Below are 26,325 nucleotides of genomic sequence, written 5' to 3'. Positions count from 1 at the left end.
GGACGCCGGGTCTCCGGCGGTCCGGGCCGTCGGGTCATCTCTGCGTACTCGGCGAGTCGGGAGCGCCGTTCCGGCGCCCCCGCGCCACCCCCGAAATCAGTCACCGCACAACGGTGGCACATCAGCCACACCGCTCACCATTCAAGCCAATGGCGTCAGGCAATCACGCACAGGATCGCTACAACGAGCACACCGTCAGAGAGCCGGACCCGACCGGACCCGACCGGACCGGGCCGGGCCGGGCCGGCCGGACGCCGCCAGGACGGCCTACCAGGACGGCCTACGGCCTACGGCCTACGGCGTACGGCCGACGCCCTACGTCCCCTCACAGCCCATCCGGGCCATCGCCCGGGGAAGATAGGCGCGGAGCAGTTCGGTCAGCGCCTCCCGGCGCTCCGCGGTGTTCTGCGGTGTCTCCTGTTCGAGCTGGACGAGGGTGACGAACTGTCGGTCCGCGCCGTCGCGCGTGCACCCGGCGACCGCCGTCGCCCCTCGGTCGCCGACCCGGGCGGCATCGCCCACGTCGACGGGGGAGGGGTCGCCCAGCCGCCGAAGCGCGCGTTCCCGTGTCCGGATCGGATCGGTGTCCGGCGGCACCAGGTCGTCGGCGACGTAGACGATCAGCTGGTCGTCGACGGAGACGCGACACCGGGGGCTGGTCTCCCCGGCGTCGTAGGCCCGCTGGGCGAGTTCCCCGCCGTCCGGCAGCAGGGGGGTCAGCCGCTCGGCCCCCACCTCCACGCCGCAGAGGTCGTCCGGCACCGCGTAGTCCCGCCCCCCGTCCGAACAGCCGGTGGCGAGGCAGAGCAGGACGGCCGCGGCCGTGACCGCACGGGCGCCGGGACGACGGGGCCAGGACCGGGAGGAGGCGGTGTGCGTGCTCACTGGTCCCCCGCCAGTCCCTGAGCGCGCGCGTTCCCGTCGAAGGCGGCTCCGTTGATCTCGGACGTGAGGGTGTAGCGATTGTTGCCGGGATGATCGGGGTTGGCGTCCATCCAGATGTCGGCCAGTGCCTGCAACTGGTTCTCGCGGGCGGTGAAGACCTCCCCGTTCTGGCGGGCGTTCTCCTGGTCGATGCGAGCCTGCTCGTCCAGCTGCCACTGGTAGGCCAGCGCGTCGACGCCCCGCTGCGCGGCGTCGCCGACGACCGGGATGAAGTTCACGGCACCGCCCCACCCGTGGTAGCGCCACTTGGCCTCCCAGGACGGGTCTTCCTTGTCCGTGTCCAGCGCCTGGTAGCGAGCCTCCTCCAGGAACCCGGCGGTGTGCCCGGCCCGCAGGAGGGTCTCCTTGGGGTCGGTGGGCCGGTCGTTGTAGATGTCGCGGACCATTTCCTGGTTCAGCCCGTCGTTGAGGACGCTGTACGCATGCTGGTCGCGGGAGACCTGCTTGGTCACCTCCAGCAGCTGGCGGCGGTCCAGCTGCCGCGGATCGTTCGCGTCGTCGGCGAGGGAGCTGGCGGTGTGATGGACCTCGTCGCCGTAGTTGACCAGGACTGCGGCCATGTCGTCACGGAACTCGGAGGGCATGTCGTCGCCCGCTTCGGAGAGGTACTTCAGCGACCGGTCGAGCACCTGCCGGTTCTCCGCGGTGTGCGCCACCGGCGTGGCCTGGGAGTCGTGGGGATTGACCCCCGTGGCCGCGGCCACCAGCGCCTTGCCGGTCGCCTCGCGCGACTGGTTGCCGTCGTCGTCGTCCAGCGGGGTGTCGTCGAAGACCGGCCGGTCCTTGAGCACCCACTGGGCGTTGTCCTGCGGTTCGGTGGCGTTGAAGAAGGAGGTCGCGGCCTCGGGGCTGCGGGACAGGGCGGTCATGTAGCCCGTCATCGGATCGCGTCCGAAGTCCTCGCCCATGAAGTTCATCTTGGGCATCGGCGGCAGACCGGAATTCCAGTAGCGGTCCGGCAGCTTCATCTTCTTCTCGGTCTCGACGAGAGCATTGCCGTACTTGTTGAGGAACGTGTCGTCGTAGTCTCCGACCCGCATCAGGTTGCTCATCAGCTGGAACCCGTAGACCTGCGTCCCGCGCGTCTGGATGCGCTCGTCACCGAGCTGCACCATCTGGTTCTCCCACTGACGCATGGCGGGTGAGTCCGACCGGGTGGCACCGGCGAGGGTGAGCCCCAGGTTCTTCTGGAGCTCGCCCAGCTCGTCGCGGCGCGCGCGCTGAAGGTCGCCGCCGTCGGAGGGGTCCGACAGGTCGGCCCAGAAGTCGAGGGTGCCGCGGGGACCGAGGGTGGTGGCGAACCTCTCCTGGAAGAGGGGGTCGTTCCGGTAGGTCGCCAGGGCCCGGTTGAGCTGGTCCAGCTCCTGCGGGGACATCGAGTCCCCCTTCTCCTTGACCAGGTTCGCGTACCGCTCCGCCTCCTCCATGGCTTTCGCGGCCGAGTCCCGGTCCTCGTACGAGGCGCCGGAGAAGCCGTACTCGGCCTGGTCGACCAGGACGCGCAGCGCCTGGGCGGCCGAGTCGTCGCTCTTGGTGGCCGCTTTCAGGATGCGCTCCACCTCGTCGCGCAGGGCGTCGACGTCCTGCTGGCTGTGGTCGGGAACGGAGGTGCCCTCGGCTGCCCGGTCGGGATGGATGTTCATCGTGACGGTGAACGATCCGTTGCCGTTGTCCCTGACCGTGAGGTTCTTCTTCAGCCCCCGGTCGATCGCCTCGTTCAGCTGGTCGCGGTAGCCGACCAGCTCTCCGTGCGTGTCCTTCAGAATGTTGTGGATGGTGGTCGCCTCGGCGTGGGCGTCGGCGAACTCACCGGCCGTCTTCGTGATGAACTCCCGTGAGACGGAGGCGTTCACACCCGCCCAGTTGGCCTTCTCGGCCGCACGCTTGAGGCCGTCGCGGGCGTCCTTCTCCAGCTTCTCCAGGTGCTTGACGACCTTCGACCAGTCCTCGATCGCCGTGTTCAGCTTGGTGAAGTTGCCGAACCGGAGCGCTTCCAGATCCATCAGCGACCCGCCTCCTCACGGAAGCCCTGGTCGAGAACCGAAATGCTGCTCAACTGGCCGCTGATGTAGTGCTCGTCGCCCCGGTGCACCTTCTTGGTGAATTCGAGGTGGTTGGATATGTGGGCACAGGCGTCGAGGAGCGACGTCAGCTGCTTCTCCCACTTCTCCTGCACATGGTCCAGCGCTCCGCCCAGGCTGTACCCCTGCGTCTTGAGGTCGGAAGCGGCGGCCTGGCTGCTGGACCAGGCGTCCCGGCCGTGGTTGCCCAGCGAGTCCCACAGATCGAACGCCTTGTCACCGATGGCGGCCAGATCCTGCTGGTTCACCGTGAGCACTCCCTGCGGAGTGGTGCCGCCCCCGCCCCCGCCGTCCGCGGGCAGCTGATTGAGCTGCGTCTGGGCGGGCTGACGCTGCGCCGCCTCCTGCTTCAGCTGTTCCCACTCTTCCCAGGCCATGTCCTGGGCCCCCTTCCTTGTCCGTCCGCCCGCTTCCAGCGCAGCGAAGCATGTGGCTCTGCAGCACGGACGTCCCGGGTCGTTGGTTCGGTTTCGGCCGATGGCCTCGGTGACCTCTCGATCTTGACCGGCCGCGGTGACGGGAGCAAGGCGAGGCTCCGGGGAGGCAGGGGCCGCCGGGCCGGGCCCGGCGGCTCAGCCGGCGCCCTTGGGCGGTGTGAGACGCAGTTCGGCCCAGACGGTCTTGCGGGGGAAGCGGCCCTCGGTCACTCCCCAGCGGTGGGCGAGGGCATCGACGAGCAGCAGGCCGCGACCGCATTCCGCGTCGGGGGCGGGCGCCTGGACGCGGGGGAGGGCCTCGCCCCGGGTGTCGGTGACCTCGATGCGGAGGGTGCCGCCGACGACGTAGAGCGTGAGCCGGAAGTCGCGGCCGGGGACGCGTCCGTGGCCCGCCGCGTTGGACGCCAGCTCGGCGACGAGCTGACGCGCCGGGTCCGCGGGCAGGCCCCAGGTGCGGAGTTGCTCGGTCGCCAGCAGCCGGGCGAGCCGGGCGCCGCGTGGCGTGGGGGAGAGCCGCACGCTGAAGTTACGGACGGGGGCGGAGAGTTCGGCGATTTCCTGGTTCACGTCACTCAGCGTGGCGGCGTGCGCATACCGTGAGAAGTGACTCAGCGGGTACGTACGGTGACTGTCCGGAGCTTGTCCGGTGTGTCCGGGGCTGTCGGTGCGGCCCGTACGGGTAGGGCGCTTGTGCTGCACGGAGGCACGGCAGAGGGGTGGTACGGGATGACGGTGGAGCTCGGGCGCGAGGCGCAGGAGTCCGGTTGGGAGGTGGACCCGGACGACGAGTGGGGAGTCGCGGTCATCGAGACCGTCGCCGCCAGCTGAAGCTGCGGCGCGAGGCGGTGGGGGTGCGGGCCGCCGATTTCGGGGCGGCGGTCGGGTACGGGGAGGACCTGGTCTACAAGGTCGAGAGCGGCAAGCGGATTCCCCGCCAGGAGTATCTGGACAGGGCCGACGAGGTCCTGCGCGCGGGCGGGCTCATCTCGGCGGCCTGGGAGGACGTGAAGAAGGTCCGGTACCCGAAGAAGGTGCGGGAGCTGGGGAAGCTGGAGGCGAAGGCCGTCGAGATCGCCCTGTACGAGTGCCACATCATCCCGGGGTTGTTGCAGACGCGGGAGCACGCACGTGCCGTGATCGGGGCGGCGCAGCCGCCGTACTCACCGGATGACGTGGAGCGCATGGTGGCCGCCCGGCTGGCCCGGCAGTCGGTCTTCGAGCGCTCGCCGGCTCCGGCGCTGAGCTTCGTCCTGGAAGAGGGTCCCCTGCGGCGGCCCATCGGCGGCACAATGGTCTGGCGTGAGCAGCTCGAACGCCTGCTGGAGGTGGGGAGGTTGCACAACGTCGTGCTTCAGGTGATGCCGACCGACTGCGACACCCACTCCGGTCTCGACGGCCGGATCGAGTTGCTGAAGTTCCCGGACGGTACGGCGGTGGGGCGCTCCGACCGGGGCCTTCAACAGTCGGCCGATCACCGAGCCCAAGCACCTGCGCATCCTTGATCCGCGCTATGGCACCATCCGGGCTCAGGCGCTCTCGCCCGGGGAGTCGCTGGCCTTCATCGAGCAACTGCTGGGAGAAACATGATCCGCAAGACCACCGCCGGGGACGCCTTGGAGCTGGCGTGGTTCAAGAGCAGCTACAGCGGCGGAAACGACGGCAACTCCTGCGTCGAGGTCGCCACGACTCCCGGCACCGTCCACGTCCGCGACTCCAAGCACACCGACGGGCCTCGTCTGGCGCTCACCCCCGCGACCTGGGCGGCCTTCGTGCCGTATGCCTCGGGATGGGCTGCCGCCGCCGTCACCGGAGCGTCGGACGCCTGACACCGCGGCAGCGGCGGCGCACCCCTGGACGGCCCCGGGGCCGGGTGCTGGCCAGCGACCTTCACAACGACCGCTGGGAGAAACATGATCCGCAAGGCCATCACCGGGGACACCCCCGAGCTGGCGTGGTTCAAGAGCAGCTACAGCAGCGGCACGGACGGCAACTCCTGCGTCGAGGTCGCCACGACTCCCGGCACCGTCCACGTCCGCGACTCCAAGCACACCGACGGTCCCCGGCTCGCGCTCACCCCCGCAGCTTGGGCGAGCTTCGTGTCGTACGCCTCGGAGGGCTGACGTTTCCACCTCCTGTGCCCACGCGAATGGGTGGTTCGTGGAGGCTCCGCACGCCGGGCCTGCTCCATGTCGTGGAGGGCGTATCGGCCTTCCGTCGGTGCCGAAACCGCTCTGTCATGAGTACTGGTACTCGGCTGCGCTGATCTGTATGGCGGATGCGCTGCGTGCGAGAGGGGTTACCGTACGTGTCCAGTGGCGATTTCGGCATCACTGTGACACTTGGAGGGGCCACGCATGGCGTGGGAAGAGTGGGAGCAGCTCAAAGCGGCGGCAGCGGAGCGGCATTCCACAGGAATGACACTGAACCAGGCCTCTGATGCGGGCGGCACCAGCTCCTTGCGCGGACGGGACCGCCTGAAGCACGGTGCCAAGCCGTGGAACCGGGCCGCCGGTACGGCCGACGACTTACGGATCAGCACCAACAAGACCAAAAAGGTACTGGTCACCGCACACGCCGGCATGGCGGGCGGTCTGTCGGGGCTGGCGAGTCTGGCGGAACTGAAGAGCGTGCTGGCCTCCTGGGAGGACAGGCTGGGCGCTGTGCGCGACGAGTGCGAGTCGCTGGTGCCCACGTTGCGTTCGGTCGGCAGGGAGCTAGTCGGGGTCGATGCCGGAATCGCCGCGAAGGTCGGCTCGGTGCCCGTTCCGCGAGGTGGTGGCGTCCAGTGACGTCTTCACTGACCTGGCAGCAGCTCGCCGACCTGAAGCTGACGGAGCTGGACGACGCAGCGGACGGTTGGGCGGCTGCGTCGCGGCATGCCGACGTCGCGGAGGAGCGCGTCGACGGAGACATGGACGGCGCCTTGTCGAAGACGCAGGAGAGTGAGTCTGCAAAGGCAGCGGTGGGCCGTTTCAAGAGGCTGAGCGCCAACTACGACTACATCAAGACCGAGTGCGGACTCATCCGTACGGCGGTGAGTGGTCTGTCGGCCGAACTCGCGCCCTGTCAGAAGATGGTGAAAGGTGCCGTGGCGGATGCTGCGGCGCTGTCCTACACGATCCATGAGGACGGCAGTGTCAGTTACCCGGCCGGGGGCAAGAACGAGCTGACCGGGGAACCGGCGCCGGGCGGTACCGTGATCGGCAACGATGGCCTGCTCGGACCGGGCGGCAAGGGCCTCCACCGTCCAGGCCAGGGCGGTCGCTACCAGCCTGGCGAGCAGACGCCTGGTCTGATCCGCCCCAACCCGCACCACGCCAAGGCCCAGGAGATCGCCGACAGCATTTCCCGGGCCCTGCGCCAGGCCCGGGAGACCGATGAGCGCTACAGCAGGGCCCTGAGGAAGCTGAAGGCCGCACCTGGGCTGACAGTCGACACCAAGACGTGGGCGGACGCCGCAGCCGACATGCGGGCGGTCCGCGCAGCCGCGGACGAGTACCTCAGACGTGAGATCCCGCTCGACAAGTCCCCGGCTGAACGCAGGGAATGGTGGGACGGTCTGACCGAAGCCCAGCGTGAGGAGTATCTGGCCAGCTATCCGGACGTCATCGGCAATCTGGACGGCATCCCGGCCGTGGTACGCGACGAGGCGAACCGTGACAATCTCCCGCTGCTGATCGCCAAGCTGGAGGGCCAGGAGGGTGAACAGGCACGGGAGCGGCTCGGTGGGCTGAAGGAGATCAGGCGCCAGTTGAAGTTGAACGCGGCCAACCGGCTGACGGACCCGAAAGAGCCGCCGATGTACCTTCTGGGATTGGCCGACGAGGGAACGGGGCGGGCCATCGTCGCCTTCGGTAACCCGGACACCTCGAAGAACGTCTCCGCGTACGTGCCCGGTCTTGGTACGGCTCTCGACAGTGATTTTGCGAACAACGACCTCAAACGCGCCAGGGACACCGCCATCGGAGCCCGCGACAAAGACCCGTCGAGCGCCTCCATCGTGTGGCTCGGCTATGACCCGCCCCAACTCGGCGGTGCGGACGCCACGACGCTGCTTTCGAACACGGAAGTGATGTCCGCTGAGCGGGCTGAGAGAGGCGCCCCCGCCTACAACGCGTTCATGAACGGTCTGACGGCCACGAACTCACACTCGGACCCGCACCTGACGGCGATCGGGCACTCCTATGGCTCGCGATTGGTCGGGGCGGCCGCCCAGGAAGCAGGGGGCATCCCCGGAGCGGACGACATCGTGCTGCTGGGCAGTCCCGGCGTGGGTGTCGACAGGGCAGAGGACCTGGGCGTGGGCAAAGGCCATGTCTTCGTGGGCGCTGCCGACAACGACCCGGTGACGCAACTGCCGTCCAAGCAGGAGGCTGCCGCGGGAGCGGTGTTCAGCGGAGGTGGACCGCTGCTCGGATACCTTGCGGGCGACATCGCCGACCAGCGGGACGACGACATCTGGTTCGGCAGGGACCCGTCGAGCGAGGCTTTCGGTGCGCACCGGATCAAGGTCGACGACGGTCCGCGACCAGTGATCGACGGGGAGGGCCCCACCCCGGCGCACTCCAATTACTTCAACCCTGAAGTCGACCCCGAGTCTGCCGCCAATGTGGCCGCCATCGTCGCGGGTCGCCCCGACCTCGTCACCTCGGAGAAGCCCCGATGAAGCACCAGGCTCCGCGTAACGCTGTGGCGTTCGTGCTGGCCGCGTCGGCCCTGTCCGGCTGCGGCCTCATCGGTGACGACGGCACCGATACCCCGAGCAAGCCGGAGAAGAAAGTGAACTTGCAGGAAGCCGCCGACCGGGCGGAACAGATCCTCGACGGCACCCTGGGTGGGATCAAGCCGGAAGTCGAGGCTCTCCGGGGGCCGTCCAGCGACTCGATCTGCGCTGACGGACAGAATGACGGGACAGGAGCCAAGACCGTCACCCGCAGGCGGTACGTCATGACGATCATCTCGGAGGAACGGCGGGGGAACTTCCTCGGCGTGATCGAGCGCCAGTGGAAGAAGGACGGGTACGAGATCACCTCTGTTCGCAAGCACAGGGAAATGCCCGCCATCTTCGCTTCCACCCCCGAGGGATTCCGGCTCAGCCTGGAGGTCGGCCACAAAGGCCAGGCCTCTTTCAGCGTCACCTCCCCCTGCGCCCTCGAGTCCGAAGTGACCGAGCCGCCTCGTCGGCCCATCGCCCCCGGCTCTCCCGGGGCGGACGGGCTCCCCCACGTGCACTCCGACTTCTGGTCCGCCGACGCGCCGCCGTCCTCGCCGACTCCCACCCCCGGAGGCTGACCGGCGAGGCGCGCAGCCCGCCGGGTACGTACGCGGGTGCCTGGTCGTGCGGGGCGTCCCCGTGCGGGTCGGGTCCAGGTCCGGTGAGCCGCCCTTCGTCGTGGGAGGACCCCGGTACGTGGGACGCCGCCCTCGAAGGCGTCCGGGCTGTCTATGTCACCTACTACCCGGACCTCGCCTTCCCGGGCGCGGGGAGGAAGGCGCGCGGGTCAGTGCGGACAGGCTGAAGGAGTCCGGTGCCGACTGGACGGTGATCAGGGCGAGCTGGTTCGCGCAGAACTTCAGCGAGAGCTTCTTCCGCGAGCCGGTCCGTGCCGGTGAGCTCGCCCTGCCGACCGGGGACGCGGTGGAGGCGTTCGTCGACGCGGACGACATCACGGACGTCGCCGGGGCCGCCCTCACCGGCGACCGGCACATCGGCAGGACCTACGAGCTGTCCGGCCCGCGCCTGCTGAGCTTCCACGAGATCGCCGCGGAACTGAGCAGGGCGACCGGCCGGCGGATCACGTACGTCCCCGTGACGGCGGACGAGTACCGCACGGCGCTGGCGGACGCTGGGCTCCCGGTGGGCTTCGCCGACCTGCTCGAGCTGATCCGGGACGGCCGTAACGCCCACCTGTCCACGGGGCCCGAAAGGCGCTGGGGCGTGAGCCGAGGGACTTCGCGGATTTCGCCCTCGATGCCGCCGCCGGCGGAGCGTGGGACGCCTGAGGCGCCGACGGCCCCGGCGACCGGGGCGTCTCACACCCTGGACGTCCCGGGTCCGCACACTGGCCAGCGGCTTTACGCGTACGTAACACTTGACCGTCCCGCGCCCGGCAACGGCGCCGAGCGCCCAGCCCGGGATCGGGCGGCCCGTGCCGTCCCCGGTCCCGGTGGCAGCCGTGCAAGAAAGGGCCCACGTGACGACGAGTTCCGACACGAAGACCGTGCTCGCCGACCTGCTCGACGAGATCGAGCGCCGCAACCCCGCGCAGCCCGAGTTCCACCAGGCCGTCCACGAGGTCCTCGAGACGCTCGCGCCGGTGCTGTCGGCGCGGCCGGAGTTCGCGGAACCGGGGCTGATCGAACGACTGTGCGAGCCCGAGCGCCAGGTCATCTTCCGGGTGCCGTGGCAGGACGACGACGGGCGCGTGCACGTCAACCGGGGCTTCCGAGTGGAGTTCAACAGCGCGCTGGGCCCCTACAAGGGCGGCCTGCGCTTCCACCCGTCGGTCAACCTCGGCGTCATCAAGTTCCTGGGCTTCGAGCAGATCTTCAAGAACGCCCTCACCGGCCTCGGCATGGGCGGCGGCAAGGGCGGCAGCGACTTCGACCCGCACGGACGCAGCGACGCCGAGGTCATGCGGTTCTGCCAGTCGTTCATGACCGAGCTGTACCGGCACATCGGCGAGCACACCGACGTCCCGGCGGGCGACATCGGCGTCGGCGGCCGCGAGATCGGCTACCTCTTCGGCCAGTACCGGCGCATCACCAACCGCTGGGAGGCCGGCGTCCTGACCGGCAAGGGCCCCGGCTGGGGCGGCTCGCTGATCCGGCCGGAGGCCACCGGGTACGGCAACGTGCTCTTCGCGGCGGCGATGCTGCGCGAGCGCGGGGAGGACCTCGAGGGCCAGACGGCGGTCGTCTCGGGCTCCGGGAACGTCGCGATCCACACGATCGAGAAGCTCGCCGCCCTCGGCGCCAACGCCGTGACCTGCTCGGACTCGTCCGGCTACGTCGTCGACGACAAGGGCATCGACCTGGAGCTGCTGCGGCAGGTCAAGGAGGTCGAGCGCGGCCGGGTGGGCACGTACGCCGAGCGGCGCGGCTCCTCGGCGCGCTTCGTCCCGGGCGGCCGGATCTGGGAGGTCCCGGCCGACATCGCGCTGCCCTCGGCCACCCAGAACGAGCTGGACGAGAACGACGCCGCCGCCCTGATCCGCAACGGCGTGAAGGCGGTCTCGGAGGGCGCGAACATGCCGACGACCCCGGAGGCCGTCCACCTCTTCCAGCGGGCCGGCGTCGCCTTCGGCCCCGGCAAGGCGGCCAACGCGGGAGGCGTCGCGGTCAGCGCCCTGGAGATGGCCCAGAACCACGCCCGTACGTCGTGGCCGGCGGCCCGCGTCGAGGAGGAGCTGGCCCGTGTGATGACCGACATCCACACGACCTGCCGGGACACCGCCGACCGCTACGGCGCCCCCGGCGACTACGTCACCGGCGCGAACATCGCGGGCTTCGAGCGCGTGGCGGAGGCGATGCGGGCCCAGGGCGTCATCTGAGACCGACTTCCGAGGCGCCCCGGGGCCGTGTTTGACCTCCGTCGGCCCCGGGGTAATCTCTTCGGCCCGATTGGCCAGCCCCCTGCCCCATATGGCAGACTGTCGGAGTTGCTCGGTCGAGTGTTGATGCTGCGCGCCTCCCGCCGGGAGGACCGGAAGCGAGTCCCACAGTACTCGTCGCCCCTGATCAGGGGCGGACGTACGGGAATCTTCCGGGAAGCGTGGGCGCGGCGCCGGCCAGGCACCCGGTGGGCCTTTCGCCCCCGGCCCGCGGTTCCGGAAGGGCCCGCACTCCCACGGCAGGGATGTTCGAACAAGGGACATCTGTGTCAGCGGGAGCGCGACACGCCCGACCGCGTGGGTCGGAGCGAGGGCAGGAAACTCCGGGTTCCAGAGCGTTAGAGAGACAGGACTACGAAGTAGCCATGGCGGGACAGAAGATCCGCATCCGGCTCAAGGCCTACGACCACGAGGTCATCGACTCCTCGGCGAAGAAGATCGTCGAGACGGTGACCCGCACTGGTGCGTCGGTCGCGGGCCCGGTGCCGCTGCCCACTGAGAAGAACGTGTACTGCGTCATCAAGTCGCCGCACAAGTACAAGGACTCGCGCGAGCACTTCGAGATGCGCACGCACAAGCGCCTGATCGACATCCTCGACCCGACCCCCAAGACCGTTGACTCTCTGATGCGACTCGACCTCCCGGCCGGTGTCGACATCGAGATCAAGCTCTGAGGCCGGTGATCTGAAGAGATGGCTAAGCAGATCAAGGGCATCCTGGGCGAGAAGCTCGGTATGACGCAGGTGTGGGACGAGAACAACCGCGTTGTTCCCGTCACCGTCGTCAAGGCCGGGCCCAACGTCGTCACCCAGGTCCGCACGAACGACGTCGACGGCTACGAGTCCGTCCAGATCGCCTTCGGCGAGATCGACCCGCGCAAGGTGAACAAGCCCCTCAAGGGCCACTTCGCCAAGGCCGACGTCACCCCCCGTCGTCACCTCGTCGAGATCCGCACGTCGGACGCCTCCGAGTACACGCTGGGCCAGGAGGTCACGGCCGAGGTGTTCGAGGCCGGCGTGAAGGTCGACGTCACCGGCAAGAGCAAGGGCAAGGGCTTCGCCGGTGTCATGAAGCGCCACAACTTCCGTGGCCTCGGCGCCGGACACGGCACCCAGCGCAAGCACCGCTCGCCCGGTTCCATCGGCGGCTGCGCCACCCCGGGCCGTGTGTTCAAGGGCCTCCGCATGGCGGGTCGCATGGGCAACGAGCGGGTCACCACCCAGAACCTGACCGTCCACGCCGTTGACGCGGAGAAGGGTCTGCTGCTCATCAAGGGCGCGGTTCCCGGTCCGAACGGCGGCCTCGTCCTGGTCCGCACCGCGGCCAAGGGGGCCTGAGGTAACCGATGAGCACTGTTGACATCCTTTCGCCGGCGGGCGACAAGGCCGGTACCGTCGAGCTCCCCGCGGAGATCTTCGGCGTTGAGAAGGTCAGCATCCCGCTGATCCACCAGGTCGTCGTCGCACAGCTGGCCGCTGCCCGCCAGGGCACCCACAAGACCAAGACGCGCGGCGAGGTCCGCGGCGGTGGCAAGAAGCCGTACCGCCAGAAGGGCACCGGTCGCGCCCGCCAGGGTTCGACCCGCGCGCCGCAGTTCGCCGGCGGTGGCGTCGTCCACGGCCCGCAGCCGCGCGACTACTCGCAGCGCACCCCGAAGAAGATGAAGGCCGCCGCCCTGCGGCACGCCCTCACCGACCGGGCGCGTCACAACCGCATCCACGTCGTCTCCGGCGTGGTCGAGGGCGAGACCCCGTCGACCAAGTCCGCCAAGAGCCTGTTCGGCAAGATCAGCGAGCGCAAGAACCTGCTCCTGGTCGTCGACCGCTCGGACGAGGCCGCGTGGCTGTCCGCCCGCAACCTGCCCCAGGTCCACATCCTGGAGCCGGGCCAGCTGAACACGTACGACGTTCTCGTCTCGGACGACGTGGTCTTCACCAAGGCCGCTTTCGAGTCCTTCGTCGCCGGCCCGCAGGCCAACGACACCGAAGGGAGCGAGGCCTGATGGCTATCCGTCACCCCTCCATCGCCTCGAAGGCCGCGAAGAAGGCCAAGGCCGCGCGCGTCGCCAAGGCACGCCGCCACGCCGCCGAGGGCAAGAACACCGTCGTCACCCCGGCGAGCAAGGCGTACACGGACCCCCGTGACGTGCTGCTGAAGCCGGTCGTGTCCGAGAAGAGCTACGCGCTCCTCGACGAGAACAAGTACACGTTCATCGTCGACCCGCGGGCCAACAAGACCCAGATCAAGGAGGCCGTGCAGTCGGTCTTCTCGGTCAAGGTCACCGGGGTCAACACGATCAACCGCCAGGGCAAGCGCAAGCGGACCCGCACCGGCTTCGGCCAGCGCGCGTCCACCAAGCGCGCGATCGTGACCCTCGCCGAGGGCGACCGTATCGACATCTTCGGCGGTCCGACCTCCTGACGGAGGTCCGGAACGTCCAGGATTTCGGAAATACTTCCGAGGACTGAGAGACAATGGGTATCCGCAAGTACAAGCCGACGACTCCTGGCCGTCGTGGCGCCAGCGTCGCCGACTTCGTCGAGGTCACGCGGTCCACGCCGGAGAAGTCGCTGGTCCGTCCCCTGCACAGCAAGGGCGGCCGTAACAACGCCGGTCGTGTGACCGTTCGCCACCAGGGTGGCGGACACAAGCGCGCCTACCGCGTGATCGACTTCCGTCGTCACGACAAGGACGGCGTGCCGGCGAAGGTCGCGCACATCGAGTACGACCCCAACCGCACCGCGCGCATCGCGCTCCTGCACTACGCGGACGGCGAGAAGCGCTACATCCTCGCGCCGCGTGGCCTGAACCAGGGCGACCGCGTCGAGAACGGCCCCGGGGCCGACATCAAGCCGGGCAACAACCTCGCCCTGCGCAACATCCCGGTCGGTACGACGCTGCACGCCATCGAGCTGCGTCCCGGCGGCGGCGCCAAGTTCGCCCGCTCCGCCGGCGCCTCCGTGCAGCTGCTCGCGAAGGAGGGCCAGATGGCCCACCTGCGCATGCCGTCCGGTGAGATCCGCCTGGTCGACGTCCGCTGCCGCGCCACCGTCGGCGAGGTCGGCAACGCCGAGCAGTCGAACATCAACTGGGGCAAGGCGGGCCGCAAGCGGTGGCTGGGCGTTCGCCCGACCGTCCGCGGTGTGGTCATGAACCCGGTCGACCACCCGCACGGTGGTGGTGAGGGCCGGACCTCCGGTGGCCGCCACCCCGTGTCCCCGTGGGGCAAGAAGGAAGGCCGTACTCGTTCGCCCAAGAAGGCGTCGAACAAGTACATCGTCCGCCGCCGCAAGACGAACAAGAAGCGCTAAGGACGGGTTGAGATGCCTCGTAGCTTGAAGAAGGGGCCCTTCGTCGACGACCACCTGATGAAGAAGGTGGACGCCCAGAACGAAGCCGGCACCAAGAACGTCATCAAGACCTGGTCCCGCCGCTCCATGATCGTGCCGGCGATGCTGGGCCACACGCTGGCGGTGCACAACGGCAAGACCCACATCCCGGTGTTCGTCACCGAGTCGATGGTCGGCCACAAGCTCGGCGAGTTCTCGCCGACCCGCACCTTCCGCGGCCACGTCAAGGAAGACCGGAAGTCGAAGCGCCGCTAGGCGCGGATCGCAACAGACACGTAAGTAACTGGAAGGACAACCATGGAAGCCAGGGCCCAGGCGCGGTACATCCGCGTCACGCCCATGAAGGCCCGCCGTGTGGTGGACCTCATCCGTGGCATGGACGCCACGGAGGCCCAGGCCGTCCTGCGATTCGCTCCGCAGGCAGCCTCGGTTCCGGTGGGCAAGGTGCTCGACAGCGCCATCGCCAACGCCGCGCACAACTACGACCACACCGATGTCGACAGCCTCTTCATCTCCGAGGCCTACGTCGACGAGGGCCCGACCCTGAAGCGGTTCCGTCCGCGCGCCCAGGGCCGCGCCTACCGGATCCGCAAGCGGACCAGCCACATCACCGTGGTCGTCAGCAGCAAGGAAGGAACCCGGTAATGGGCCAGAAGGTAAACCCGCACGGGTTCCGGCTCGGTGTCACGACCGACTTCAAGTCGCGTTGGTACGCCGACAAGCTCTACAAGGACTACGTCAAGGAAGACGTCGCCATCCGTCGGATGATGACGTCCGGCATGGAGCGCGCCGGCATCTCCAAGGTGGAGATCGAGCGCACCCGTGACCGCGTCCGCGTGGACATCCACACCGCGCGTCCGGGCATCGTCATCGGCCGCCGTGGCGCCGAGGCCGACCGCATCCGCGGCGACCTCGAGAAGCTCACGGGCAAGCAGGTCCAGCTGAACATCCTCGAGGTCAAGAACCCCGAGACCGACGCTCAGCTCGTGGCCCAGGCCGTTGCCGAGCAGCTGTCCAGCCGCGTCTCCTTCCGCCGCGCCATGCGCAAGAGCATGCAGTCGGCGATGAAGGCGGGCGCCAAGGGCATCAAGATCCAGTGCGGTGGCCGCCTCGGCGGCGCCGAGATGTCCCGCTCGGAGTTCTACCGCGAGGGCCGCGTGCCCCTGCACACGCTCCGCGCGAACGTCGACTACGGCTTCTTCGAGGCCAAGACGACCTTCGGCCGCATCGGTGTGAAGGTCTGGATCTACAAGGGCGACGTCAAGAACATCGCCGAGGTCCGCGCCGAGAACGCCGCCGCCCGCGCCGGCAACCGCCCGGCCCGTGGTGGCAGCGACCGCCCGGCCCGCGGTGGCCGCGGTGGCGAGCGTCGTGGGCGCAAGCCGCAGCAGCAGTCGGCTCCGGCCGCCGAGGCCCCCAAGGCCGACGCGCCCGCCGCTGCCGCTCCGGCTGAGAGCACCGGAACGGAGGCCTGACCGACATGCTGATCCCCCGTAGGGTCAAGCACCGCAAGCAGCACCACCCCAAGCGCAACGGCATGTCCAAGGGTGGAACGCAGGTTGCGTTCGGCGAGTACGGCATCCAGGCGCTGACCCCGGCGTACGTCACGAACCGCCAGATCGAAGCGGCTCGTATCGCCATGACCCGTCACATCAAGCGTGGCGGCAAGGTCTGGATCAACATCTACCCGGACCGCCCCCTCACCAAGAAGCCGGCCGAGACCCGCATGGGTTCCGGTAAGGGTTCGCCGGAGTGGTGGGTGGCCAACGTCAAGCCCGGACGCGTCATGTTCGAGCTGTCGTACCCCAACGAGAAGATCGCGCGCGAGGCCCTGACCCGTGCGGCTCACAAGCTGCCGATGAAGTGCAAGATCGTCAAGCGCGAGGCAGGTGAAGCGTGATGTCGGCCGGTACCAAGGCGTCCGAGCTGCGCGAGCTGGGCAACGAGGAGCTTCTGGCGAAGCTCCGCGAGGCCAAGGAAGAGCTGTTCAACCTCCGCTTCCAGGCGGCGACGGGCCAGCTCGAGAACCACGGCCGTCTCAAGGCGGTCCGCAAGGACATCGCCCGGATCTACACCCTCATGCGTGAGCGTGAGCTCGGCATCGAGACGGTGGAGAACGCCTGATGAGCGAGAGCAACGTGACTGAGAACAAGACGGAGCAGCGCGGCTTCCGCAAGACCCGTGAGGGTTACGTCGTCAGCGACAAGATGGACAAGACCGTCGTCGTCGCCGTCGAGGACCGCGTCAAGCACGCGCTGTACGGCAAGGTCATCCGCCGTACGAACAAGCTCAAGGCGCACGACGAGCAGAACGCCGCGGGTGTCGGCGACCGCGTCCTCCTGATGGAGACCCGGCCGCTGTCCGCGACCAAGCGCTGGCGCGTCGTCGAGATCCTCGAGAAGGCCAAGTAATCCCTCCTAGGGGGACCCCCTAGGCATCGTTCCGCCAGGCTCGGGGAGAAACGTGAGTCATTCACGCTTCTCCCCGGGAACCGGCAGACAACCAGGAGATAGACGTGATCCAGCAGGAGTCGCGACTGCGTGTCGCCGACAACACGGGTGCGAAGGAGATCCTCTGCATCCGTGTGCTCGGCGGCTCCGGTCGCCGCTACGCGGGTATCGGTGACGTCATCGTCGCCACCGTCAAGGACGCGATCCCCGGTGGCAACGTGAAGAAGGGTGACGTCGTCAAGGCGGTCATCGTTCGCACCGTCAAGGAGCGCCGCCGTCCGGACGGCTCGTACATCCGCTTCGACGAGAACGCCGCCGTCATTCTCAAGAACGACGGCGACCCTCGCGGCACCCGTATTTTCGGCCCCGTCGGCCGTGAGCTGCGCGAGAAGAAGTTCATGAAGATCATCTCCCTCGCGCCGGAGGTGCTGTGAGCATGAAGATCAAGAAGGGCGACCTGGTCCAGGTCATCACCGGCAAGGACAAGGGCAAGCAGGGCAAGGTCATCGCCGCTTACCCGCGCGAGGAGCGCGTCCTGGTCGAGGGTGTCAACCGGGTCAAGAAGCACACCAAGGCCGGTCCCACGGCTCGTGGTTCGCAGGCCGGCGGCATCGTCACCACCGAGGCGCCGATCCACGTCTCCAACGTCCAGCTGGTCGTGGAGAAGGACGGCAAGAAGGTCGTGACCCGCGTCGGTTACCGCTTCGACGACGAAGGCAACAAGATCCGCGTTGCCAAGCGGACGGGTGAGGACATCTGATGGCTACCACCACTGCTCCGCGTCTGAAGACGAAGTACCGCGAGGAGATCGCGGGCAAGCTGCGTGACGAGTTCAAGTACGAGAACGTCATGCAGGTTCCCGGCCTCGTCAAGATCGTGGTCAACATGGGTGTCGGCGACGCCGCCCGTGACTCGAAGCTGATCGAGGGCGCGATCCGCGACCTGACCACCATCACCGGTCAGAAGCCGGCCGTCACCAAGGCCCGCAAGTCCATCGCGCAGTTCAAGCTGCGTGAGGGACAGCCGATCGGTGCCCACGTCACGCTCCGTGGCGACCGCATGTGGGAGTTCCTGGACCGCACCCTGTCGCTCGCGCTCCCGCGCATCCGCGACTTCCGCGGCCTGTCCCCCAAGCAGTTCGACGGCCGTGGCAACTACACCTTCGGTCTCACGGAGCAGGTCATGTTCCACGAGATCGACCAGGACAAGATCGACCGCGTCCGGGGTATGGACATCACCGTGGTCACCACGGCGACCAACGACGAAGAGGGCCGTGCCCTTCTCCGTCACCTCGGCTTCCCGTTCAAGGAGGCGTGAGCGAGATGGCGAAGAAGGCTCTCATCGCGAAGGCTGCTCGCAAGCCCAAGTTCGGTGTGCGCGCGTACACCCGTTGCCAGCGCTGCGGCCGTCCGCACTCCGTGTACCGCAAGTTCGGCCTGTGCCGCGTGTGCCTTCGTGAGATGGCTCACCGTGGCGAGCTGCCGGGCGTGACCAAGAGCTCCTGGTAGTCCCCTTCATCAGGGATCACCAGGGCTCTCGGTAAGCATCTGGGCCGGCAGAGCGCCCAGCTCACATGCCTTAGGCTTGTGGGGTTGGGCGCCTGCCGTGCCCGTACGACTTACTACGCCGTAGGTCCACCGCGCCGCACCCGTCCCGTCTCGGATCGGGGAGAGGGATGGCGCACCAGGAAACCCCGGCGAGAGAGGCCGAAGGCCAATTCATGACCATGACTGATCCGATCGCAGACATGCTTACGCGTCTGCGGAACGCGAACTCGGCGTACCACGACACCGTGGCGATGCCGCACTCGAAGATCAAGTCGCACATCGCGGAGATCCTCCAGCAGGAGGGCTTCATCACGGGCTGGAAGGTCGAGGACGCCGAGGTCGGCAAGAACCTCGTCCTGGAACTGAAGTTCGGCCCCAACCGTGAGCGCTCCATCGCGGGCATCAAGCGGATCTCCAAGCCCGGTCTCCGGGTGTACGCGAAGTCCACCAACCTGCCGAAGGTGCTCGGCGGCCTCGGCGTGGCGATCATCTCCACGTCGCACGGGCTCCTCACCGACAAGCAGGCCGGCAAGAAGGGCGTAGGCGGAGAAGTCCTCGCCTACGTCTGGTAACGGAAGGGAACGGAGGAAACAGCTATGTCGCGCATCGGCAAGCTCCCCATCGCGGTTCCCGCCGGCGTGGACGTCACCATCGACGGCCGTACGGTCAAGGTCAAGGGCCCCAAGGGCGAGCTGACCCACACCGTCGTCGCGCCGATCGAGGTCGTCAAGGGTGAGGACGGCGTCCTGAACGTCACCCGCCCCAACGACGAGCGTCAGAACAAGGCCCTGCACGGCCTGTCCCGCACGCTGGTGGCGAACATGATCACCGGCGTGACCACGGGTTACGTGAAGAAGCTCGAGATCAGCGGTGTCGGTTACCGCGTCGTCGCCAAGGGTTCGAACCTGGAGTTCTCCCTCGGCTACAGCCACCCGATCCTGGTCGAGGCCCCGCAGGGCATCACCTTCAAGGTGGAGTCCCCGACCCGTTTCTCGGTCGAGGGCATCGACAAGCAGAAGGTCGGCGAGGTCGCGGCCAACATCCGCAAGCTGCGCAAGCCCGACCCGTACAAGGCCAAGGGCGTCAAGTACGAGGGCGAAGTCATCCGCCGCAAGGTCGGAAAGGCGGGTAAGTAAGCCATGGCATACGGGCAGAAGATCCTCAAGGGCGACGCCTACAAGCGCGCCTCGATCAAGCGCCGTCACATCCGGATCCGCAAGAAGGTCTCGGGTACCGCGGAGCGTCCCCGTCTGGTCGTGACCCGCTCCAACCGCCACATCGTGGCGCAGGTGATCGACGACCTGAAGGGCCACACCCTGGCGTCGGCGTCCACCCTGGACAGCTCGATCCGCGGTGGCGAGGGCGACAAGTCCGCGCAGGCCAAGCAGGTCGGCGCCCTGGTCGCCGAGCGTGCCAAGGCCGCCGGTGTCGAGGCCGTCGTGTTCGACCGTGGTGGCAACCAGTACGCCGGGCGCATCGCCGCCCTGGCCGACGCCGCCCGCGAGGCCGGGCTCAAGTTCTGAGCCAGGTTCCGTAGCTAGCGGAAACAGAGAGAGGTAATTCCAATGGCTGGACCCCAGCGCCGCGGAAGCGGTGCCGGTGGCGGCGAGCGGCGGGACCGGAAGGGCCGTGACGGCGGCGCTGCTGCCGCCGAGAAGACCGCGTACGTTGAGCGCGTCGTCGCGATCAACCGCGTCGCCAAGGTTGTGAAGGGTGGTCGTCGCTTCAGCTTCACCGCGCTGGTCGTGGTGGGCGACGGTGACGGCACCGTGGGTGTCGGATACGGCAAGGCCAAGGAGGTGCCGGCCGCCATCGCCAAGGGCGTTGAGGAGGCCAAGAAGCACTTCTTCAAGGTCCCCCGGATCCAGGGCACCATCCCGCACCCGATCCAGGGTGAGAAGGCTGCCGGCGTCGTGCTGCTCAAGCCCGCGTCCCCCGGTACCGGTGTGATCGCCGGTGGTCCGGTGCGTGCCGTGCTCGAGTGCGCCGGTATCCACGACGTGCTGTCGAAGTCGCTCGGCTCCGACAACGCCATCAACATCGTGCACGCCACCGTGGAGGCCCTGAAGGGCCTGCAGCGTCCCGAGGAGATCGCGGCCCGCCGTGGTCTGCCGCTCGAGGACGTCGCCCCCGCGGCCCTGCTGCGTGCGCGTGCCGGGGCGGGTGCGTAAATCATGGCGCAGCTCAAGATTACGCAGGTCAAGTCCTACATCGGCAGCAAGCAGAACCACCGTGACACCCTGCGTTCGCTTGGCCTGAAGAAGGTCAACGACGTGGTCGTCAAGGAGGACCGCCCCGAGTTCCGCGGCATGGTGCACACCGTCCGCCACCTCGTGACGGTCGAGGAGGTCGACTGATCATGGCGGAGCAGAACCCGCTCAAGATCCACAACCTCCGTCCCGCCCCCGGCGCCAAGACCGCCAAGACCCGTGTGGGTCGCGGTGAGGCGTCGAAGGGTAAGACGGCCGGTCGTGGTACGAAGGGTACGAAGGCCCGCTACCAGGTTCCGGAGCGCTTCGAGGGCGGCCAGATGCCGCTGCACATGCGCCTCCCGAAGCTGAAGGGCTTCAAGAACCCGTTCAAGACCGAGTACCAGGTCGTGAACCTCGACAAGCTGGCCAAGCTCTACCCGCAGGGTGGCGAGGTCACGGTCGAGGACCTGGTGGCCAAGGGCGCCGTTCGCAAGAACAGCCTGGTCAAGGTCCTCGGCGAGGGTGAGATCTCCGTGGCGCTGACGGTGAAGGTCGACAAGGCCTCCGCCTCCGCCAAGGAGAAGATCGCCGCCGCCGGCGGCAGCGTCACCGAGCTCGTCTGAACACCTCAGGCGTCTCGATGACTTGAGCGATCCCGACCGGGGATACCCCACAAATGGGGTATCCCCGGTTGGTCGTTCCAAGGGCATGGGTCTCGCCGGTAAGGTGGCCTGCACTGCCCACTTTCACGGGTGTCACACATGGGGCACCCTTGGCGGCAGTTGACCGTTAGCTATTAAGTCGTCAGTCGAACCTCAAGACCGTCACCCTTGACGCAGTTGCGCGGGGGTCGCAGGAGGCACCGTGCTCACCGCGTTCGCCCGGGCGTTCAAGACGCCCGACCTGCGCAAGAAGCTGCTCTTCACGCTGGGCATCATCGTGGTGTACCGGATCGGTACGCACATCCCGATCCCGGGCGTCGACTACCGGGCCGTTCAGGAGTGTGTGGACCAGGCGTCCGGCAACCAGGGTGGTCCCCTCGGCCTGATCAACATGTTCAGTGGCGGCGCTCTGCTGCAGATCACGGTGTTCGCGCTCGGGATCATGCCGTACATCACGGCGAGCATCATCCTCCAGCTGCTGACCGTGGTGATCCCGCGCCTGGAGGCCCTGAAGAAGGAAGGCCAGGCGGGTACGCAGAAGATCACGCAGTACACCCGCTACCTGACCATCGCGCTGGCCGTCCTCCAGGGCACCGGCCTCGTCGCCACCGCCCGCAGCGGCGCCCTCTTCTCCGGCTGCACGGTCGCCAACCAGGTCGTCCCGGACCAGGCCATCTTCACCACCGTCGTCATGGTGATCACGATGACCGCCGGTACGGCCGTCGTGATGTGGCTCGGTGAGCTGATCACCGACCGCGGCATCGGCAACGGCATGTCGATCCTGATGTTCATCTCGATCGCCGCGACCTTCCCGTCCGCCCTGTGGGCCATCAAGCAGCAGGGTGACCTGGCCGACGGCTGGATCGAGTTCGGCACCGTGGTCGCCGTCGGTCTGGTGATGATCGGCCTGGTGGTCTTCGTGGAGCAGGCTCAGCGCCGTATCCCGGTCCAGTACGCGAAGCGCATGATCGGCCGCCGGTCCTACGGCGGTACGTCCACGTACATTCCGCTGAAGGTCAACCAGGCGGGCATCATCCCGGTGATCTTCGCGTCGTCGCTGCTCTACATCCCGGCGCTGGTGGTCCAGTTCTCCAACTCCAGCTCCGGCTGGGCGCAGTGGATCGAGCGGAACCTCGCGGCCACGGACGCCACCGCGCACATCATCCTGTACTTCCTGCTCATCGTCTTCTTCGCGTTCTTCTACGTGGCCATCACCTTCAACCCCGAAGAAGTCGCCGACAACATGAAGAAGTATGGTGGCTTCATCCCGGGCATCCGGGCTGGCCGACCGACCGCTGAGTATCTGAGCTACGTACTCAACCGGATCACCTGGCCGGGTTCGCTGTATCTGGGACTGATCGCTCTCGTGCCGACGATGGCGTTGGCAGGTTTCGGGGCAAACCAGAACTTCCCGTTCGGTGGCACCAGCATCCTCATCATCGTGGGTGTGGGCCTGGAGACGGTGAAGCAGATTGAGAGCCAGCTCCAGCAGCGCAATTACGAAGGGTTCCTCCGCTGATGCGAATCGTCCTCGTCGGGCCGCCGGGTGCCGGAAAGGGTACGCAGGCCACCCGCCTTGCCGAGACGCTGCACATCCCGCACATCTCCACGGGCGACCTGTTCCGCGCCAACATCAGCCAGCAGACCGAGCTGGGCAAGCTGGCCAAGTCCTACATGGACGCCGGCAACCTCGTACCGGACGAGGTCACCATCGCCATGGCGAAGGACCGGATGGAGCAGCCCGACGCCGAGGGCGGCTTCCTGCTGGACGGCTTCCCGCGCAACGTCTCGCAGGCCGAGGCGCTGGACGAACTGCTCGAGACGGAGCAGATGAAGCTGGACGCCGTGCTGGACCTGGAGGCCCCGGAGGAAGAGGTCGTCAAGCGGATCGCCGGACGCCGTGTCTGCCGCAACGAGTCGGCGCACGTCTTCCACGTGACGTACTCGCCGCCGAAGCAGGAGGGCGTCTGCGACGTCTGCGGCGGAGAGCTGTACCAGCGGGACGACGACTCCGAGGCGACGGTCCGCAAGCGGCTGGAGGTCTACCACACGCAGACCGAGCCGATCATCGACTACTACAAGGCGCAGGGGCTGGTCGTGACCATCTCCGCGATGGGCAAGGTCGACGAGGTGACCGGCCGTGCGCTGGAGGCGCTGAAGCGCAAGTAGCCGCGCTCGCTCGGCCGCGGTTCCGCAAGGGGCCGCGGCCGACGTGTGCCCGGGGCGAGGGTGCCGTCCCCCGGGGTCGCGCCCCCGGACCCCCATCGGCCTGAACGGCCTCGTCCGCAAGCGCCGGACGGGCTGGTCGGTGGCCGCCCCGTATCGTTGATGGTGTCCGTCCGTACCCGGTCCAAGAAAGGCCGCAGCCCCCATGGTGCAGATCAAGAACCCCGAGCAGATCGCCAAGATGCGTCAGGCGGGGTTGGTGGTCGCCGCCATTCACGCGGCCACGCGGGAGGCCGCGGTACCCGGTGCCACGACGAAGGACCTGGACCAGGTCGCCCGCAAGGTGCTCGCCGAGCACGACGCCAAGCCGAACTTCCTCGGGTACGGCGGTTTCCCGGCGACGATCTGCACGTCCGTGAACGAGGTCGTCGTCCACGGCATCCCCTCCGACGAGGTCGTCCTCAAGGACGGGGACATCATCTCCATCGACTGCGGCGCGATCATCGACGGCTGGCACGGTGACGCCGCGTACACGGCGTTCGTCGGGTCCGGTCACTCCCCGGAGCTGGTCGAGCTGTCCCGGGTGACCGAGGAGTCGATGTGGGCCGGGATCGCGGCGATGAAGCAGGGCAACCGGCTGGTCGACATCTCCCGGGCCGTCGAGACGTACATCCGCCGCCAGCCCAAGCCGGGCGGCGGTCGGTACGGGATCATCGAGGACTACGGCGGCCACGGCATCGGCACCGAGATGCACATGGACCCCCACCTGCTGAACTACGTCGACCGCCGGCGGGGCAAGGGCCCGAAGCTGGTCCCCGGCTTCTGCCTCGCGATCGAGCCGATGGTGTCCCTGGGCACTCCGAAGACGGTCGTCCTGGAGGACGACTGGACGGTCGTGACGACGGACGGAACCTGGTCCTCCCACTGGGAGCACTCCGTCGCCCTGACGGAGGACGGCCCCCTGGTCCTGACGGCCCCCGACGGCGGCAAGGCCAAGCTGGCGGAGTACGGCATCACGGCGGCCCCCGACCCGCTCGGGTGACCGCCCCCGGCCCGCTCGGGTGACCGCCCCCGGCCCGCTCGGGTGACCGCCCCCGGCCCGCTCGGGTGCCCCCGGACCCCGCTGCGTAACGATCTCCCGGGTGGGGCAGACTTCCTCGTTTCGCCTTTCCGGGTGTGCTGACGTAGACTGACTCGTCGGCTCTTGTGCACCCGCATGTCTGCATGCCCGCAGACCTCGCGTTCCGTGCACGTCGGAGTCGATCAAGGTAGTCGATTCGAAGGGCGAAGCGTGGCCAAGAAGCAAGGTGCCATCGAGATCGAGGGCACTGTCGTCGAGTCTCTGCCGAACGCCATGTTCAAGGTCGAGCTCCAGAACGGCCACCAGGTCCTGGCACACATCAGCGGCAAGATGCGCATGCACTACATCCGCATCCTCCCTGACGACCGGGTCGTGGTGGAGCTGTCTCCGTACGACCTGACGCGTGGCCGGATCGTCTACCGGTACAAGTAGATCTTGCCCACGTCCCGCGGCGGCGACGCCGTGGGTCCGCCGGCAACTGACCCGGAGAACCTCACATCCCATGAAGGTCAAGCCGAGCGTCAAGAAGATCTGCGACAAGTGCAGGGTGATCCGCCGTCACGGTCGGGTCATGGTCATCTGCGACAACCCGCGCCACAAGCAGCGCCAGGGCTGACGCACGACCGACCGCACCCTCTGCATCCACATCGCAGGGATTCGCGCGACGCGAGCTGAATATGTTCATACGCAGGGCCCGGACGGCGTACGCCGTCTGACACCCCCGGTTCGGAGGCCGGGGACCCAGTTCGTACCTAGTACGGCGGCTGGGAGCCGGTCCTGTGGAAGACCTCCGAAGATCACCAGGAGCCATTGAATGGCACGCGTTTCCGGTGTTGACATCCCGCGCGACAAGCGCGTGGAGATCGCCCTCACCTACGTGTTCGGCATCGGCCGGACCCTCTCCCAGCAGACGCTGGCTGCCACCGGCGTCGACCCGAACACCCGCGTCCGCGACCTCTCCGAGGAGCAGCTCGTCGCGATCCGCGAGTACGTCGACAACAACTTCAGGACCGAGGGCGACCTCCGTCGCGAGATCCAGGCCGACATCCGCCGCAAGGTCGAGATCGGCACGTACCAGGGTCTGCGTCACCGTCGCGGTCTGCCCGTCCGCGGCCAGCGCACCAGCACCAACGCCCGCACCCGCAAGGGCCCGCGTCGCGCCATCGCCGGCAAGAAGAAGCCGGGCAAGAAGTAGTCCGCAGCGGACGCCTGTCCACGGTCTTCGCTGTAGGACCGACCACCTCCGTAGGAGTTAAGACATGCCCCCCAAGGGACGTCAGGGCGCTGCCAAGAAGGTGCGCCGCAAGGAAAAGAAGAACGTCGCTCACGGCCACGCGCACATCAAGAGCACGTTCAACAACACGATCGTGTCGATCACGGACCCGACCGGCAACGTGATCTCCTGGGCCTCCGCCGGCCACGTCGGCTTCAAGGGCTCCCGGAAGTCCACGCCGTTCGCCGCGCAGATGGCCGCCGAGTCGGCCGCCCGCCGCGCTCAGGAGCACGGCATGCGCAAGGTCGACGTGTTCGTCAAGGGCCCGGGTTCCGGTCGTGAGACCGCCATCCGTTCGCTCCAGGCGACCGGTCTCGAGGTCGGCTCCATCCAGGACGTCACCCCGACCCCGCACAACGGCTGCCGCCCGCCGAAGCGCCGTCGCGTCTGACGCGTCGCCTTCCAGGCCGCGGTTTTTCGGGCGGTACGGCTCTTTCGGGTCGTACCGCCCGTACCCTTGCAGTACCCGCGCTCTGTTCCGGCGCGGTCCCGTCGGGCGTCATATAGCGGGCGCCCACGACTGAAGGA

The 26,325-nt window shown here is 68.0% G+C and carries 38 protein-coding genes and 2 pseudogenes; 36 read left to right on the top strand and 4 right to left on the bottom strand.

From position 1 onward, the window contains the following. Nucleotides 1-315 precede the first annotated feature (315 nt). From ACZ45Q_RS03150 to ACZ45Q_RS03135, 4 genes are all read right to left on the bottom strand, one after another. Nucleotides 316-885, bottom strand: a complete 570-nt coding sequence (locus ACZ45Q_RS03150) for a hypothetical protein (RefSeq protein WP_468254096.1) — start codon at nt 883-885, stop codon at nt 316-318. Further along, nucleotides 882-2,948, bottom strand: coding sequence for a hypothetical protein (locus ACZ45Q_RS03145; RefSeq protein ID WP_468254094.1), 2,067 nt, complete (start codon nt 2,946-2,948; stop codon nt 882-884). Before ACZ45Q_RS03145 ends, ACZ45Q_RS03150 begins: the two co-directional genes overlap by 4 nt. Next, complete coding sequence (locus ACZ45Q_RS03140) at nt 2,948-3,403, bottom strand: hypothetical protein (RefSeq protein ID WP_468254092.1); 456 nt, start codon at nt 3,401-3,403, stop codon at nt 2,948-2,950. The genes ACZ45Q_RS03145 and ACZ45Q_RS03140 overlap by 1 nt, the downstream gene beginning before the upstream one ends. 195 nt (nt 3,404-3,598) lie before the next feature. Next, nucleotides 3,599-4,030 (bottom strand): ATP-binding protein, encoded by a 432-nt coding sequence (locus ACZ45Q_RS03135; RefSeq protein ID WP_468254090.1) that lies wholly within the window; start codon nt 4,028-4,030, stop codon nt 3,599-3,601. A 159-nt stretch (nt 4,031-4,189) separates the two neighbouring features. Between ACZ45Q_RS03135 and ACZ45Q_RS03130 the strand changes: the two are divergent. The 36 genes and pseudogenes from ACZ45Q_RS03130 (at nt 4,190) to rpsK (ending at nt 26,188) form a co-directional block, all read left to right on the top strand. Continuing rightward, nucleotides 4,190-5,050: pseudogene (locus ACZ45Q_RS03130) on the top strand (helix-turn-helix domain-containing protein). After that, nucleotides 5,047-5,289, top strand: a complete 243-nt coding sequence (locus ACZ45Q_RS03125; protein ID WP_468254088.1) for a DUF397 domain-containing protein — start codon at nt 5,047-5,049, stop codon at nt 5,287-5,289. The pseudogene ACZ45Q_RS03130 and the gene ACZ45Q_RS03125 overlap by 4 nt, the downstream one beginning before the upstream one ends. Before the next feature lie 84 nt (nt 5,290-5,373). Further along, complete coding sequence (locus ACZ45Q_RS03120; RefSeq protein ID WP_468254085.1) at nt 5,374-5,583, top strand: DUF397 domain-containing protein; 210 nt, start codon at nt 5,374-5,376, stop codon at nt 5,581-5,583. A 234-nt stretch (nt 5,584-5,817) separates the two neighbouring features. Beyond that, entirely contained in the window at nt 5,818-6,252 is a 435-nt protein-coding gene (locus ACZ45Q_RS03115; RefSeq protein ID WP_468254083.1) for an amino acid ABC transporter permease, read from the top strand. Then, the gene (locus ACZ45Q_RS03110; protein ID WP_468254082.1) at nt 6,249-8,129 is read left to right on the top strand and encodes an alpha/beta hydrolase; all 1,881 of its coding nucleotides are present in this window, start codon (nt 6,249-6,251) and stop codon (nt 8,127-8,129) included. Before ACZ45Q_RS03115 ends, ACZ45Q_RS03110 begins: the two co-directional genes overlap by 4 nt. Further along, the gene (locus tag ACZ45Q_RS03105; RefSeq protein WP_468254080.1) at nt 8,126-8,755 is read left to right on the top strand and encodes a hypothetical protein; all 630 of its coding nucleotides are present in this window, start codon (nt 8,126-8,128) and stop codon (nt 8,753-8,755) included. The genes ACZ45Q_RS03110 and ACZ45Q_RS03105 overlap by 4 nt, the downstream gene beginning before the upstream one ends. 40 nt (nt 8,756-8,795) lie before the next feature. After that, nucleotides 8,796-9,466 (top strand): annotated as a pseudogene (locus ACZ45Q_RS03100) (Rossmann-fold NAD(P)-binding domain-containing protein). 191 nt (nt 9,467-9,657) lie between these two features. After that, nucleotides 9,658-11,016, top strand: a complete 1,359-nt coding sequence (gene gdhA / locus ACZ45Q_RS03095) for an NADP-specific glutamate dehydrogenase (protein WP_468254077.1) — start codon at nt 9,658-9,660, stop codon at nt 11,014-11,016. A 425-nt stretch (nt 11,017-11,441) separates the two neighbouring features. Next, entirely contained in the window at nt 11,442-11,750 is a 309-nt protein-coding gene (gene rpsJ, locus ACZ45Q_RS03090) for a 30S ribosomal protein S10 (RefSeq protein WP_003948644.1), read from the top strand. Between the two features lie 18 nt (nt 11,751-11,768). Then, entirely contained in the window at nt 11,769-12,413 is a 645-nt protein-coding gene (gene rplC / locus ACZ45Q_RS03085; protein WP_190166826.1) for a 50S ribosomal protein L3, read from the top strand. Nucleotides 12,414-12,421: 8 nt separating this feature from the next. Next, nucleotides 12,422-13,078, top strand: coding sequence for a 50S ribosomal protein L4 (gene rplD / locus ACZ45Q_RS03080; RefSeq protein ID WP_468254076.1), 657 nt, complete (start codon nt 12,422-12,424; stop codon nt 13,076-13,078). Further along, nucleotides 13,078-13,497, top strand: a complete 420-nt coding sequence (rplW, locus tag ACZ45Q_RS03075; protein WP_468254073.1) for a 50S ribosomal protein L23 — start codon at nt 13,078-13,080, stop codon at nt 13,495-13,497. The genes rplD and rplW overlap by 1 nt, the downstream gene beginning before the upstream one ends. A 53-nt stretch (nt 13,498-13,550) precedes the next feature. Next, a complete protein-coding gene (gene rplB / locus ACZ45Q_RS03070; RefSeq protein WP_468254071.1) occupies nt 13,551-14,387 on the top strand; it encodes a 50S ribosomal protein L2 in 837 nt (278 codons plus the stop codon). Between the two features lie 12 nt (nt 14,388-14,399). After that, the gene (rpsS, locus tag ACZ45Q_RS03065; RefSeq protein WP_030233885.1) at nt 14,400-14,681 is read left to right on the top strand and encodes a 30S ribosomal protein S19; all 282 of its coding nucleotides are present in this window, start codon (nt 14,400-14,402) and stop codon (nt 14,679-14,681) included. A gap of 42 nt (nt 14,682-14,723) precedes the next feature. Next, on the top strand, nt 14,724-15,071 hold the full coding sequence (gene rplV, locus ACZ45Q_RS03060; protein ID WP_006130776.1) for a 50S ribosomal protein L22: 348 nt from the start codon (nt 14,724-14,726) through the stop codon (nt 15,069-15,071). Next, complete coding sequence (rpsC, locus tag ACZ45Q_RS03055; protein ID WP_468254068.1) at nt 15,071-15,901, top strand: 30S ribosomal protein S3; 831 nt, start codon at nt 15,071-15,073, stop codon at nt 15,899-15,901. Before rplV ends, rpsC begins: the two co-directional genes overlap by 1 nt. A gap of 5 nt (nt 15,902-15,906) precedes the next feature. Continuing rightward, complete coding sequence (gene rplP, locus ACZ45Q_RS03050; RefSeq protein ID WP_004984526.1) at nt 15,907-16,326, top strand: 50S ribosomal protein L16; 420 nt, start codon at nt 15,907-15,909, stop codon at nt 16,324-16,326. Next, nucleotides 16,326-16,550, top strand: coding sequence for a 50S ribosomal protein L29 (gene rpmC / locus ACZ45Q_RS03045; protein WP_007494763.1), 225 nt, complete (start codon nt 16,326-16,328; stop codon nt 16,548-16,550). Before rplP ends, rpmC begins: the two co-directional genes overlap by 1 nt. Next, a complete protein-coding gene (gene rpsQ / locus ACZ45Q_RS03040) occupies nt 16,550-16,837 on the top strand; it encodes a 30S ribosomal protein S17 (protein ID WP_289933197.1) in 288 nt (95 codons plus the stop codon). Before rpmC ends, rpsQ begins: the two co-directional genes overlap by 1 nt. A 104-nt stretch (nt 16,838-16,941) precedes the next feature. Further along, nucleotides 16,942-17,310: a 50S ribosomal protein L14 gene (gene rplN / locus ACZ45Q_RS03035; protein ID WP_003998823.1), complete on the top strand. Its 369-nt coding sequence runs from the start codon at nt 16,942-16,944 to the stop codon at nt 17,308-17,310. A 2-nt stretch (nt 17,311-17,312) separates the two neighbouring features. Next, the gene (gene rplX / locus ACZ45Q_RS03030; RefSeq protein ID WP_004984523.1) at nt 17,313-17,636 is read left to right on the top strand and encodes a 50S ribosomal protein L24; all 324 of its coding nucleotides are present in this window, start codon (nt 17,313-17,315) and stop codon (nt 17,634-17,636) included. After that, nucleotides 17,636-18,193 carry a 50S ribosomal protein L5 gene (gene rplE / locus ACZ45Q_RS03025; RefSeq protein WP_184818456.1) on the top strand — a complete coding sequence of 186 codons (558 nt, stop codon included), beginning with the start codon at nt 17,636-17,638 and terminating at the stop codon, nt 18,191-18,193. Before rplX ends, rplE begins: the two co-directional genes overlap by 1 nt. A gap of 5 nt (nt 18,194-18,198) precedes the next feature. Beyond that, entirely contained in the window at nt 18,199-18,384 is a 186-nt protein-coding gene (locus tag ACZ45Q_RS03020) for a type Z 30S ribosomal protein S14 (protein ID WP_003956452.1), read from the top strand. Between the two features lie 212 nt (nt 18,385-18,596). After that, nucleotides 18,597-18,995, top strand: a complete 399-nt coding sequence (gene rpsH, locus ACZ45Q_RS03015) for a 30S ribosomal protein S8 (protein ID WP_015658459.1) — start codon at nt 18,597-18,599, stop codon at nt 18,993-18,995. A gap of 24 nt (nt 18,996-19,019) precedes the next feature. Beyond that, nucleotides 19,020-19,559 carry a 50S ribosomal protein L6 gene (rplF, locus tag ACZ45Q_RS03010; protein WP_468254063.1) on the top strand — a complete coding sequence of 180 codons (540 nt, stop codon included), beginning with the start codon at nt 19,020-19,022 and terminating at the stop codon, nt 19,557-19,559. Nucleotides 19,560-19,562: 3 nt separating this feature from the next. Next, nucleotides 19,563-19,946: a 50S ribosomal protein L18 gene (gene rplR / locus ACZ45Q_RS03005; protein ID WP_416525467.1), complete on the top strand. Its 384-nt coding sequence runs from the start codon at nt 19,563-19,565 to the stop codon at nt 19,944-19,946. A 42-nt stretch (nt 19,947-19,988) separates the two neighbouring features. Then, a complete protein-coding gene (rpsE, locus tag ACZ45Q_RS03000; protein ID WP_019753099.1) occupies nt 19,989-20,594 on the top strand; it encodes a 30S ribosomal protein S5 in 606 nt (201 codons plus the stop codon). 3 nt (nt 20,595-20,597) lie between these two features. Beyond that, nucleotides 20,598-20,780 carry a 50S ribosomal protein L30 gene (rpmD, locus tag ACZ45Q_RS02995; RefSeq protein WP_004984515.1) on the top strand — a complete coding sequence of 61 codons (183 nt, stop codon included), beginning with the start codon at nt 20,598-20,600 and terminating at the stop codon, nt 20,778-20,780. A 2-nt stretch (nt 20,781-20,782) separates the two neighbouring features. Further along, on the top strand, nt 20,783-21,238 hold the full coding sequence (gene rplO, locus ACZ45Q_RS02990) for a 50S ribosomal protein L15 (protein WP_468254059.1): 456 nt from the start codon (nt 20,783-20,785) through the stop codon (nt 21,236-21,238). Nucleotides 21,239-21,479: 241 nt separating this feature from the next. Further along, complete coding sequence (gene secY / locus ACZ45Q_RS02985) at nt 21,480-22,796, top strand: preprotein translocase subunit SecY (RefSeq protein WP_468254058.1); 1,317 nt, start codon at nt 21,480-21,482, stop codon at nt 22,794-22,796. Next, entirely contained in the window at nt 22,796-23,446 is a 651-nt protein-coding gene (locus ACZ45Q_RS02980; protein WP_468254056.1) for an adenylate kinase, read from the top strand. Before secY ends, ACZ45Q_RS02980 begins: the two co-directional genes overlap by 1 nt. Before the next feature lie 202 nt (nt 23,447-23,648). After that, nucleotides 23,649-24,485, top strand: coding sequence for a type I methionyl aminopeptidase (gene map / locus ACZ45Q_RS02975; protein ID WP_468254054.1), 837 nt, complete (start codon nt 23,649-23,651; stop codon nt 24,483-24,485). A gap of 249 nt (nt 24,486-24,734) precedes the next feature. Then, a complete protein-coding gene (gene infA, locus ACZ45Q_RS02970; protein WP_003948620.1) occupies nt 24,735-24,956 on the top strand; it encodes a translation initiation factor IF-1 in 222 nt (73 codons plus the stop codon). 70 nt (nt 24,957-25,026) lie between these two features. Beyond that, nucleotides 25,027-25,140: a 50S ribosomal protein L36 gene (gene rpmJ / locus ACZ45Q_RS02965; protein ID WP_003974245.1), complete on the top strand. Its 114-nt coding sequence runs from the start codon at nt 25,027-25,029 to the stop codon at nt 25,138-25,140. 198 nt (nt 25,141-25,338) lie between these two features. Further along, nucleotides 25,339-25,719, top strand: a complete 381-nt coding sequence (gene rpsM / locus ACZ45Q_RS02960) for a 30S ribosomal protein S13 (protein ID WP_416525463.1) — start codon at nt 25,339-25,341, stop codon at nt 25,717-25,719. A gap of 64 nt (nt 25,720-25,783) precedes the next feature. Further along, nucleotides 25,784-26,188: a 30S ribosomal protein S11 gene (rpsK, locus tag ACZ45Q_RS02955; RefSeq protein ID WP_003948617.1), complete on the top strand. Its 405-nt coding sequence runs from the start codon at nt 25,784-25,786 to the stop codon at nt 26,186-26,188. Nucleotides 26,189-26,325 lie beyond the last annotated feature (137 nt).

It is taken from the genome of Streptomyces sp. NPDC031049 (assembly GCF_055571015.1).
Note: the sequence above shows the minus strand (reverse complement) of the source record. Positions and strands in the feature narration are given on the sequence as shown.